This window comes from Micromonospora sp. NPDC049060 (assembly GCF_040649055.1).
GTDB classification, from domain to species: Bacteria; Actinomycetota; Actinomycetes; order Mycobacteriales; family Micromonosporaceae; genus Micromonospora; species Micromonospora reichwaldensis.
The window spans coordinates 1-10,850 of the sequence record NZ_JBEZEV010000139.1 but is presented as its reverse complement, the minus strand read 5'-3'; the positions used below and the strand labels follow the sequence as shown (position 1 = coordinate 10,850).

Here is a 10,850-nt window from a genome sequence, read left to right as displayed (position 1 = left end):
CGTGGCGGGCCGGCACCGTTTTGTCCGCCGAGGCGCCGGGAACCCGCCGCGCCGCCCGTGTCCCTCGACGGAGCGCCGACGGCAGGCGGCGGCCCTAACGGCGACAGTCGCCACCGCTGCGGCCGCTGTCCGCACGCCGACGAGGCTCCGGCTGGCAGGTGGCGCAGAGCCGGGTCGACGGGCGATGCGCCAGCTCCTCGATCGGGATGTCGCGGTCGCACCCTCCACAGGTGCCGTAGCGGCCCTGTTCCAGGTAGTGCAGTGCGCGGGCGATGTCGCCCAGGGCCCGTCGCGTGGCGGCGGTCAACGCGGCGGCCGCCTCGCCGTCGGAGCGCATCCGTCGGGCCTGCCGGTCCAGCAGCGCCAACTGGATGCTGTGCCGCTCGTACTGCTCCTCCAGGACGATCCGGAGCACTCCCAGCTCGGCCTGCCTGCTCACGACGTACACGATCGGTCCTTCTCCCTGCTCGGAACGAAAAGAAAGGGCGGAGCGCTGATGCGCTCCGCCCGCCGGTGCCGGTCCTGTGGATCTCGGACGGGTGGCGGCGGGCGGCGCTGACGAGGCGCCCGCCGGGTCGGCGGCGCGACGATCGGCGCGACGGTGCCCCGGCGGACGCGGGCGACCGACGGCACGGCGAGGCGACGGGTGATCGCACCCGCGACGAGGTGGGCCCGCGGCCCGGTGGTCGCGGGCGTCCGCGACGGGGCGGGAAACTCCTGGTACGCCGCGGTGCGGGGCTGCCGGGAGGGGCCGGGGGCGGTCACGGCGCCACCATAGACCGGACGCGCGCACACCGGCCAGCGCCCGGCGCCCCGGGGCCCGTCGTGAGGTTGCCGGATCGGTCGCGGCGGCCGTGACCCGTCGCACAGGCCCCGAAATCGACGTGCGCGTGACGACCCGGCGCTCTAGGTTTCCGCCGTGACCCTCGACATCGTGCGCCTGGCGGACCGCCCCGACCTCGGCCGTTCGCTCGACGAGGACTTCGACGGGGCGTGGCCGCCGTTCATGCTGTGGGACCCGATGGGCACGGTGTACTACGGCGTCGCCCACGACCTGTATCCCGAGTTCGTGTTCGCCGCGGTCGATCCCGCCGACCCCGCCCGCGCGGTCGCCCGGGCGTACGCGGTGCCGCTGCGCTGGACCGAGTCCGAGCTTCCCGACGGCGGCTGGGACCGGGTGATCCAGCGGGCCACCGTCAACCGCCTGACCGGCGCCGACACGAACATGGTCTCGGCGTTGGAGATCTGCATCCGGCCCGACCGGCGCGGCACCGGGTTGTCCGCCGTGATGCTGGCCGCCATGCGGAGGGCCGCCGCGGAACTGGGCTACGACACGCTCGTCGCGCCGGTCCGGCCGAGCGGCAAGCACACCCGGCCCGAACTGCCGATGGCGCAGTACGCGGCGCAGGTCCGCGAGGACGGCCTGCCGGTCGACCCCTGGCTGCGGGTGCACGTCCGCGCGGGCGGACGCATCGAGCGCGTCGCCACCCGGTCGATGACGATCGCCGGGACCCTCGCCGACTGGCGTCGCTGGACGGGCCTGCCGTTCGACACCAGCGGGCCGGTCCACGTGCCGGGGGCCCTCGTGCCGGTGCACTGCGACGTGGCGCACGACCACGCCGTCTACGTCGAGCCCAACGTCTGGGTCAGGCACCGCCTCTAGGCGGGTCGCGCCGGGGTCAGGGCGCGGGCCAGTTGCGCAGCAGGGCGTCGAGGGCGTCCAGGACCCGTGACCACGTCTCCTGCGTGTCGGGGGCGCTGTGGCTGAACCCGCCGCCCATCTCCAGGCTGACGTAGCCGTGGAAGACGCTGCCCAGCAGCCGGACCGCGTGCGTCTGGTCCGGCTCCGTCAGGTCGTAGCCGCGCAGCAGCGCCCGCGTCATCTGCGCGTGTCTGCCGCCGGCGCTCGCCGCCGCCGTCTGCGGGTCGAGCCTGAGCTGGGCTGCGGCGTAGCGGCCGGGATGTTCCCGGGCGTAGTCGCGGTAGACGTTCGCGAGGGCGGTCAGGGCGTCCTTGCCGGCGCGCCCGGCCAGGGCGTCGGCGGCCCGGTCGGCGAGTTCCGCCAGGGCGAGCAGGGCGATCCTGGTCCTCAGGTCCTCGGAGTTCTTCAGGTGCGAGTACAGGCTCGCGACCTTGACGTCGAACCGCCTGGCGACCGCCGAGACGGTCACCTGGTCGAAGCCGACCTCGTCGGCCAGTTCCGCTCCCGCCAGGGTCAGGCGTTCCGGGGTCAGTCCTGCGCGTGCCATGCTCCTCCGCCCGCTCGGCAAAACCCATTATGCATTTGCCTAATACTTTTAGGCAAATTAGCCTGCCGTGCATGAAGCCGCTGACCGAGCAGGAGATCCGCACCGCCTTCGTGAACTGCACCAAGGGCGAGGCGAAGCGTCTGTCCGTCCCGCGCGACCTGGCCGACCGGCCCTGGGACGACCTGGACTACCTCGGCTGGCGAGATCCGCAGGCCCCTCACCGCGCCTACCTCGTCACCGAGCTGGACGGCCGGCCGAGGGCCCTCGCGCTGCGCTGCCCCAGCCCCGCCCCCTCGCAGCCACGGCGCGGCATGTGCTCGATGTGTCTGACCACCCCCACCGGCGGCGTCTCCCTGATGGTTGCGCCGAAGGCGGGCAAGGCCGGGCAGCAGGGCAACACGGTCGGCACCTACCTGTGCAGCGACCTCGCCTGCTCGCTGTATGTGCGGGGCAGGAAGGACCCGGGCGCCGGCGCACGGCTGCCGGAGTCACTCACCCTGGAAGAGAAGATCCAGCGGACCATGGCGAACGTCGCCGCGTTCATCGCCACCGTGACCGCCTGATCCCCTGCCGACGGCTCCGTGCTGCTGAGGGACCTGAAGCCGGGCCGGGAACTGCACACGAACGTGGAGTACCACGCCGGCGTGGGGCGGAGCACTGGCACCGGCATCGCCCTGCGGACAGGCGAGCCACCGCAGTAAGGGAGCCGCCGGCGCGACGGCATCGCCGATCCGCACCACTTGCGGCGCCCTGACCGGCGCGGGTACGCGTGTCACACCGCCCCTGGTGGAGGCCGCCAGCGCACCGGCCTCCGACGTCGCCGGGCCCGTGTTGCACGCCACCGGCTCGCCTCGGGCGGTCGGTGCGGCGCCCTCGACGGGGTTCGGCGTCGCGGCGGCGGCGGAGGCGCCCCGCGCGCTCTCGTCCGCCCGGTACGGCGGGCCGCCCCGCTCCGGCGAGGCCGGGCCTGCGGCGGTCAGCGCCACGAACGCCACCGCGACGACGGCCGCGGCCAGGGCCGCGCGACGCTCGGCACGCAGCCCGGTCGACGGGGCCTGATCCGGGTGGACCGGCAGCGGTGGCACCGGCCGCACACGCCGGTGGGCGGCCAGCAGGGCCTCGAGCTGCGCGGTGACGGCGGCCCGTTCGCCATTGGCGGCGGCGAAGGCGAGGGTGAGATAGAAGCGGAAGTTCACGGTCGCGGCGGCCGGCACCCGCAGCCCGACGAGCCGGCGACCGTCGGTGGCGTGCAGCAGGGTGAACGGCACCTCGGGGTGGTGCGCGGGCCCCACCAGGTCCGCGTACCTCCACTCGTGCCGCCATCCGCGCCCCGAGGAGAAGGCGACGCGGTGGTTGGTCACGACGGCCATTCCCGTGTCGAGGGCCCGCACGCCCCTCGGCAGCGCGCGGCCGGCGGGGTCGTCCGTGGCGACGGTCAGGCCCGGGGCGGGCAGCCCGGCGCCGTGCCGCGCGTCCGCCTCGACCAGGTCAGCGACCGGCAGTACCCGGTAGACGACCTCGTCGGCGTCGAGGTCCACCGGCAGGCCGGCACGTGGCTGCGTGCACCCGAGGAACCCGGCCGCCTCGATCCGCAGCCGGGCCAGGTGGTCGTGGTGCCGCTGCCAGGCCGCCACCTGCGCGTCGTACGCGCACCGCCGCCGGTCGTTCTCGCGCTCGGCCCACCTGATCCGCCACGCGGGCTGCGCCGACGCCGTGATCGCCATGCGGGAGTGCGAGGCTGCCGTCACGTCTCGTACAACCATCGGCCGCCCGATGAGGAAACTGGTGCAGGTCGATACTTCCCATTGCTACCGTTAGCGCCGGTTCGGCCCCCGACACCGACCACCGGGGGCCCTTCCCAGCCAGGCGACCCTGGGCTCAGGCCCCGTCGAGGGTCCGGGCGAACCGGCGGATGTCGTCGACCAGGAGCCCGGGCTGCTCCAGCCCTGGGAAGTGCCCCCCGCGGTCGTGCTCGGTCCACTGCACGATGTTCGGGAAGGCCTGGTCGGCCCAGGCCCGGACGGGCTGCGAGGGGTCGTGCGGGAAGACCGCCACCCCGAGCGGTACCGGCACCGGGGGCTGCTGCCGCGGCGCGGCGCTGACCGGGAGCATGTCCGCCGTCTCGTGGTAGAGCTGGGCGGAGGAGCCCGCCGTCCGGGTGAACCAGTAGAGCGACACGTTGGTGAGCAGGCGGTCCCGGTCCACGGCGTCCTCGGGGCTCTTGCCGGAGTCGGTCCACTCCTTGAACTTCTCCACGATCCACGCGAGCTGCCCGACCGGGGAATCGGTCAGGGCGTACGAGAGCGTCACCGGGCGGGTGGCCTGGATCTTCATGTAGCCGGACTCGTCGTCGACGAAGCGGGCCAGCCGGGCGAGCCGCCGGCCGGTGTCCTCGTCGAGCGCGCCCAGCTCGCGCGGGTCGCCGGGGGGCGGCGTGATGAGGAAGTTGACGTGCGCCCCGATCGCGTGCCCGGCGTCCGCCGCCGCGAGCGCGACCGTCACCCAGGAGCCGAAGTCGGTGCCCTGCGCCAGGTAGCGGTCGTAACCGAGCCGGTCCATCAGCTCGGCCCACGCCCCGGCGATGCGCGGCACGCCCCAGCCGGTCCCGGTGAGCGGGCCGGAGAAGCCGTAACCGGGCAGGGACGGGATCACCACGTGGAAGGCGTCCGCCGGGTCACCCCCGTGGGCGCGCGGATCGGTCAGCGGCCCGACGAGGTCGACGTACTCCAGGAAGCTGCCCGGCCAGCCGTGGGTGAGGACGAGCGGCGTCGCGTCCGGCTCCGGGGAGCGTACGTGCAGGAAGTGCACCGTGGCGCCGTCGATCTCCGTGACGAACTGGGGGTACTCGTTCAGCCGCGCCTCGGCCGCCCGCCAGTCGTACCCGCTGCCCCAGTAGTCGGCCAGCTCCCGCAGGTAGGCCTGCGGCACGCCGCGTTCCCAGCCGTCCGCTCCCGGCTCGTGCGGCCAGCGGGTGTCGGCCAGTCGTCGGCGCAGGTCGTCGATGTCGGCCTGCGGTATCTCGATGCGGAACGGCTTCATCCCAGCGCCCTCCAGGGTCACGGCTCGCGCGAGATTCACATCCTTGACGGCGTACGCGGGGGCGCGCACCTTCCGCCGTGCGGTCTGCCGCGCGGGCACCCGGCAGGCTCAGGCGGGGGTGGGCCGCCGCGTCGGAGCTCTGTGGGGTCACGCCGGGACCCGGCAGTATCGTCGTCCGATGCGGACGAGGCGGAACACGCGGTGAACCCCCACGGAGGAACCCCTCGGGTCGTCACGGAGGAGGACCTCGCCGGCTTCACCGCCGGCCAGTTCCTGGACGTGCTGAAGGCCCTCACGGCGATCCTCACGCTGCCCCGGTCGGCCGCCGACCACGTCGACGCCCTCGTCGTGGCCACCGGTCAGGGCGAGGAGTGGCGGCTCCGCCACGCCATCCGCGACTGGGAGGCGAACCCGGGGCTGCGTCACCTCCTGGTGACGAACGGGAACCCGGCTGAGCAGACGTACGTCGACCTCACGCTCGACCACCTGCGCGGCCTCGGCCTCCGGCGCGCCGAGGGGGTCTGCCTCCAGGCCGACGCCGCCCCCCACACCGGCCGGCAGGCCGCCTGGATCGCCGACCGGGTGCGGGGCCTCGGCGTCGCGAGCCTCGCGCTCGTCGTCTCCCCCTACCACCTGCCCCGCGCCTACCTCACGGTCCTCAAGGCGCTGGACAGGAGGAACCTCCGCCTGCCCGTCATCCCCGTCCCCGTGGCCGTCTCCCCGGACACGCCCGTCCCGGAGACCGGGGCCACCGCCTACGACCTCGTGCCGGGGGAGGTGAAACGGATCCTCACCTACATGGACGAGGACCAGGTCGCCACCCTGGGGGAACTCCAGCAGTACCTCCGGTGGCTGTGGAGTCACCACGGGTCCCTTCTCGCCGGCGCCCCGGGCTGACCCGCCCGGCACGCCCCCGGCACATGTGCGGGGCGGGTCGTCCCCGGCCGCCCACGAGGCGCAGGGGCCCCGCCGAAGTGGCGGGGCCCCTGCGTCGACGCTCGGTCAGGTGCCGGTCAGCACCAGCCGTTGACCGGGCCGTTCACTCCGCTCCACACGTAGGCGTCGGACACCCAGGTGCCGTCGCTCAGCCGGTTCCACAGCGCCGTGGTGCCGTACCGTCCGGCGTGGGAGGTGCCGTTGGCGGAGCAGGAGACGGTGACGGTCGCGCCGTCGCCCACCGACCCCCGCAGGGCGTACCCGGTGCCGGGACCACCCCGCTTGTTCACCGTGCCCCCGCCGTTGGCGTCCACCACCGCCTGGTTGAAGCCCAGCGCCCCGTAGTTGTAGAGGGCGCCGCCGGCACCTCGCCAGGTCGAGCCGTGCCGCGCGCCGCCCTGGTAGGGACCGGCGCCGTTCTCGAACGCCCACTTGCCGATGCCGTGCCCGCCGATGGAGACGTACGCGCTGTTCTGCCGCAGCCCGAAGTGGACGTGCCGGCCGGAGGCCGCCCCGCCGCAGGTGACGTCGGTGCCCGTGTAGCCCAGGTACGCGCCCTGGCCGACGGCGGCGCCGTTGACCGAGATGCTGCTCCACAGGTGGTAGTAGTCGGTCGAGTAGCCCCGGTCGTGGATCACCCGGATCCACCCCGTGCACATCGTGTACGCCGTGCCGGCCCGCGCCGCGCGGACCACCTGGTCGCCGCCGGCCAGGTCGATCGAGCTGTACGGCGCCTCGGAGCCGCCCCAGCCGTGCGGGCCGCCGGTCAGCGTCCAGGTCTGGCCGACCGCGAAGGGCAGGGCCATCCCGGTCCGGTAGTCGCCGCCCGCCTGCATGGTGCTCGGGGTGCGCGTGAAGACCGCCTTCTCCTGCTTGTTCACCAGGGGCGACTCGGCGGCCAGCTCGCCGAAGCCGGCTTCGCCGTCGAAGTACACCCGCCAGGTGCCGGCCTCGGCACGGGCGATGAAGATCGCCCCGGTCGGGTGGACGTCCTTCTCGTGGGAGGTGACGGCCACTGCGGTGCCGAAGGCCCACTGGCCGTTGCGGCGGGTGACGGTGACGCGGGTCTCGGAGCTCTCGGCGTGCTCCGCCGCAGGGCTGTCGGCGTGCTCCGCCGCCGCAGCCTGGGCCTGCCCGCGCAGCTTGGCGGTGACCGCGTCCTCGACGCTCACCCGGACCGGGTCGGGGGTTGGCGCGGCCGCGTGCGCGGCGGTGCCCGCGACCAGGACCTCCGTCGCCAGCAGGGCTGTGGCGATGCCGACCCATCGTCTGACTTGCACCATTGACGACCTCTTTCAAATCGAAGGACATCGCTAAGTGGTGCTGACGATAGACAGAACGAGGAATATTGTCTACATGTTGACCCGGCGGCAATGAAGGTATGTTTCGGCACGGGGCCGGTCGGCGGGCGGGACCCGACCGGACCGGGGACACCCCGCCGCCCGAATCTGCTGGTAGCCGGCCTCCCGGCGCGTTCCGGGTGGGAGACTGGGGCGGTCGCCGAGGAGGGATCGCGTATGTCTGCTGGTCGCTACCTCGCGGTCGCCGGTCCGCGCGAACTCCGTGCGGGCGAGGTGTCCGCGACCGAGCCCGGGCCCGGCCGCGTGACCGTCGACATCACGTACACGGGGATCTGCGGCACGGACGTCCACGGTTACACCGACGGGCACATGCTGCCGCCGGCGGTCTTCGGGCACGAGTGGACCGGTTCGGTCTCGGCGGTGGGCGCCGGCGTGGACGGGCTGCGGGTCGGCCAGCGCGTGGTGGGCGCGGTGGGGCCGGCGTGCGGCCGTTGCCGCCAGTGCGTCGCCGGGCACGCCCGCCACTGCGACACCGTGTTCGCCGAGGCCAACGGGGTCGACACCGACGCACCGCCGCACGGCGCCTTCGCCACCCGGGTGCAGGTGACGGCGCGGCGGGTCATCCCGGTTCCGGAGGGCCTGTCGGCGGTGGAGGCGGCGCTCGTGGAGCCGGCCACGGTCACCTTCCACGCCGTGCGGCGGGTGGCGGCGGAGTACGGCAGCACCACGCTGGTCCAGGGCGCCGGCCCGATCGGGCTGCTCACCGCCCAGCACGCCCGCAACGCCGGGGCGGGGCCGATGATCATCTCGGAGCCTTCCGCAGCGCGCCGTACGCTGGCCGGCAGGCTCGGCTTCACCCACGTGGTCGAGCCCGCCGACCTGCCGGCCGCGCTGGACGAGCTCACGTCGGGCATGGGTGCCGACGTCGTGTACGAGTGCAGCGGCGTTCCGTCGCTGCTCCAGCCGTCGGCGGAGCTCGTGCGCCGGGGCGGGACGCTCGCGCTGCTCGGCTACCCGCTGGAGAACTCGAGCGTCAGCTACGGCGACTGGCAGAGCCGGGAGCTGACGGTGATCGGGTCACTGGCCTACCAGCACGAGGACTTCGTGGGCGCGATGCACGCGATCGCCGCACGTCGCATCGACGTGGCGGCACTGCACACGGGCACCTTCGGGCTGTCGTCGCTGAAGGACGTCCTCGACGAACTCGACTCGGGCCGCAGCGAGCACACCAAGGTGCTGATCGACCCGAACCAGCCGGACCGGGCCTGAGCCTGCGGGCGGCGCGGCGGCGAGGGGTCAGTGCGGGAAGACCCGAGGCGTACGCCGCTCGACCTCGTCGCGGAAGTCCTCGATCCGGGAGGCCACCTGTCGCATGCCGACGGTGTGCTCCAGGCGGTCGAGATAGAGCGAACGGCGGGCCAGGCCGTCGAGGTCGAAGCTGAAGTAGATCGCCATCAGCGGGTTGACGAACAGGGTGCTGCCCCGGGTGCGGCGGGTCACGTGCACGTCCCCGTCGGCGCCACGGATGGCGGCGGCGATCTGCCCGTGCACGATGCTGGGCCGCAGCGGCGTGGCCGCCTGCCCGTACGCGACCGCGTCCCGGTACAGCCGCGCCTCCCGGCTGCGGCCCGGAATGGACAGTGCCCCGAGGTACGCGCCGTCGCGGTCGAGGGCGGCGATGTTCTCCAGCACCTGGGTGTGGTTGACCCCGTGGTACGCGTCGATGCCGAACCCGAGGCACACCACCAGCTTCACCGGCACGTCCAGGCCGGCCACCGCCGCGAGGCTCGTCATGTCCTCGACGGGGGTGCCGAGGCCGGCCTCGTCGCCGCGCATGAGGATGTCGGTGCCCCCGTCGACAAGCACCACCGCGTCCACCCCGAGCGCGTCGACCAGATGCCGGTACGCGTCGCGCAGCGGCTCCACGCCCACCCGCGGGAAGGCGTACACGGTGCTCGGCTGGTCGTTGGCGGCGAGCCAGCGGGCCAGCGCCCGCTCCGGGAAGTACTCGTCGGGGCCGGCGGTGTCCGGGGTGACGGCGGCGACGTCCTGCGCCGCCCAGGCGTCCAGGTCGAGCAGTTCGAGCCGCGTGAAGGAGAGGTTGGCCAGGTGCACGGTCCGACCGGCGTCGCGTAACGCGACGGCCAGCGGAATCGCGGCGTACACGTCGAAGCCGCCGCCCGCGCCCGCGATCAGCACGGTGCGGGCCGGCTCCAGCGCGGCGAACAACGGCGGTACGGCCAGCGACCGCATCGAGCCTCCTCAGGTGGCCGGCACAGGGTTGCCGTGGCGGGCGGGGCGGTTCCGTTCAGAACAGCGTCGACGGCCCGACCGGCTCCGGCTCGGGCAGCGGCTCGACCTCGGGCAGGCGCGCCCGCACCTCGTCGTGGAACCGGCGGGCGAGCTCGGGCGCGTCGGCGTTGTCCGGGGTGTGCACGAAGACCGTCGGCGATCGGCCCTCGCGCAGCCACCCGGTCACCACGTCGAGCCACGGCTGCCAGCCCTCGACCGTACGTGCGGGGTCGTCGCGGCCGAGGTAGCGGACGATCGGCCGGTCGGTCAGCGCGCGGGTGCGCAGCGGGGTGCGCGGCTTCCTGGTCCACGCCTCACGTTCCGCGTCGCTGGTCGGCGGGGTGCGGAAGAACGCGGTCGTGTCGAAGGGCACCCACTCGGCGCCGACGGTGGCGAGCGCCTCCTCCAGCGTCCGCGCCGCCCGGGGATCGTCGAAGAAGGCGGGGTGCCGGACCTCCACGGCGTACCGGTGGGCGGTGGGCAGCCCGCGCAGGAAACGGGCCAGCGCGGGCACGTCGGCCGGGCCGAACGAGCCCGGCAGCTGGATCCAGAGGGCGTGGGCCCGTGGGCCGAGGGGCTCGACGGCGTACAGGAAGGCGCGGAGTTCCTCGTCGGCGCCGGTGAGCCGGCGCTCGTGCGTGACGACCTTCGGCAGCTTGGGCACGAACCGGAAGTCGGGGTCGGTCTGCTCCGCCCAGGAGGCGACCGTCTCCCGGGCCGGGGTGGCGTAGAAGGTGGTGTTCCCCTCGACCGCCGTGCACCAACCGGCGTACGCGCGCAGCCGCTCGTGGGCCGGCAGCGGGTGCGCCAGGAAGCGCCCCTGCCACGACTTGTGCGTCCACATCGCGCACCCCACGTGCAGGCGCATCGGATCCTCCCACCGCTCGACGGCCCGACGCGGGGTGACCCGCGCCGCGGGTACGGTATCCGGCCGCGCCGGCGGCGGCCGACCGCGATGCCCTCGGAGCCGTTGTCGAGCAGGTTCGGAATCCGCGACGGCAGAATGGTGGGCTCCTTGGCCCGGCCGTCGTAG

11 protein-coding genes and 1 pseudogene are annotated in these 10,850 nt (G+C 74.0%); 4 read left to right on the top strand and 8 right to left on the bottom strand.

What is annotated here, in order from left to right; translation table 11 throughout:
• Window positions 1-94 precede the first annotated feature (94 nt).
• Window positions 95-439: a hypothetical protein gene (locus tag AB0B83_RS29225; RefSeq protein WP_357580863.1), complete on the bottom strand. Its 345-nt coding sequence runs from the start codon at window positions 437-439 to the stop codon at window positions 95-97.
• A 480-nt stretch (window positions 440-919) separates the two neighbouring features.
• Here AB0B83_RS29225 and AB0B83_RS29220 point away from each other — a divergent pair, with 480 nt between their 5' ends.
• Entirely contained in the window at window positions 920-1,663 is a 744-nt protein-coding gene (locus tag AB0B83_RS29220; RefSeq protein ID WP_357580862.1) for an N-acetyltransferase, read from the top strand.
• Between the two features lie 16 nt (window positions 1,664-1,679).
• On the opposite strand, the gene AB0B83_RS29215 is transcribed toward AB0B83_RS29220, so the two are convergent.
• Window positions 1,680-2,249: a WHG domain-containing protein gene (locus AB0B83_RS29215; protein WP_357580861.1), complete on the bottom strand. Its 570-nt coding sequence runs from the start codon at window positions 2,247-2,249 to the stop codon at window positions 1,680-1,682.
• Between the two features lie 71 nt (window positions 2,250-2,320).
• Between AB0B83_RS29215 and AB0B83_RS29210 the strand changes: the two genes are divergently transcribed.
• Window positions 2,321-2,812, top strand: coding sequence for an FBP domain-containing protein (locus AB0B83_RS29210; protein ID WP_357580860.1), 492 nt, complete (start codon window positions 2,321-2,323; stop codon window positions 2,810-2,812).
• On the opposite strand, the gene AB0B83_RS29205 is transcribed toward AB0B83_RS29210, so the two are convergent.
• Both AB0B83_RS29205 and AB0B83_RS29200 read right to left on the bottom strand, forming a co-directional pair.
• A complete protein-coding gene (locus AB0B83_RS29205) occupies window positions 2,738-3,973 on the bottom strand; it encodes a hypothetical protein (RefSeq protein WP_357580859.1) in 1,236 nt (411 codons plus the stop codon). The two genes, AB0B83_RS29210 and AB0B83_RS29205, sit on opposite strands and share 75 nt — an antisense overlap.
• A gap of 154 nt (window positions 3,974-4,127) precedes the next feature.
• Entirely contained in the window at window positions 4,128-5,288 is a 1,161-nt protein-coding gene (locus AB0B83_RS29200) for an epoxide hydrolase family protein (RefSeq protein WP_357580858.1), read from the bottom strand.
• 201 nt (window positions 5,289-5,489) lie between these two features.
• On the opposite strand from AB0B83_RS29200, the gene AB0B83_RS29195 reads away from it, so the two are divergent.
• Window positions 5,490-6,185, top strand: a complete 696-nt coding sequence (locus tag AB0B83_RS29195; protein WP_357580857.1) for an ElyC/SanA/YdcF family protein — start codon at window positions 5,490-5,492, stop codon at window positions 6,183-6,185.
• A 116-nt stretch (window positions 6,186-6,301) separates the two neighbouring features.
• Here AB0B83_RS29195 and AB0B83_RS29190 read toward each other — a convergent pair whose 3' ends face one another.
• A complete protein-coding gene (locus tag AB0B83_RS29190) occupies window positions 6,302-7,507 on the bottom strand; it encodes a peptidoglycan DD-metalloendopeptidase family protein (RefSeq protein WP_357580856.1) in 1,206 nt (401 codons plus the stop codon).
• A 234-nt stretch (window positions 7,508-7,741) separates the two neighbouring features.
• Between AB0B83_RS29190 and AB0B83_RS29185 the strand changes: the two genes are divergently transcribed.
• Window positions 7,742-8,794 carry a zinc-binding dehydrogenase gene (locus tag AB0B83_RS29185; RefSeq protein WP_357580855.1) on the top strand — a complete coding sequence of 351 codons (1,053 nt, stop codon included), beginning with the start codon at window positions 7,742-7,744 and terminating at the stop codon, window positions 8,792-8,794.
• Window positions 8,795-8,821: 27 nt separating this feature from the next.
• Here the strand turns inward: AB0B83_RS29185 and AB0B83_RS29180 are convergent, their stop codons facing one another.
• From AB0B83_RS29180 to AB0B83_RS29170, 3 genes and pseudogenes are all read right to left on the bottom strand, one after another.
• Window positions 8,822-9,778 (bottom strand): DUF1152 domain-containing protein, encoded by a 957-nt coding sequence (locus tag AB0B83_RS29180; RefSeq protein ID WP_357580854.1) that lies wholly within the window; start codon window positions 9,776-9,778, stop codon window positions 8,822-8,824.
• 55 nt (window positions 9,779-9,833) lie between these two features.
• Window positions 9,834-10,661 carry a DUF72 domain-containing protein gene (locus AB0B83_RS29175; protein WP_357580864.1) on the bottom strand — a complete coding sequence of 276 codons (828 nt, stop codon included), beginning with the start codon at window positions 10,659-10,661 and terminating at the stop codon, window positions 9,834-9,836.
• A gap of 113 nt (window positions 10,662-10,774) precedes the next feature.
• A pseudogene (locus AB0B83_RS29170) lies at window positions 10,775-10,850 on the bottom strand (hypothetical protein); the annotation flags it as partial.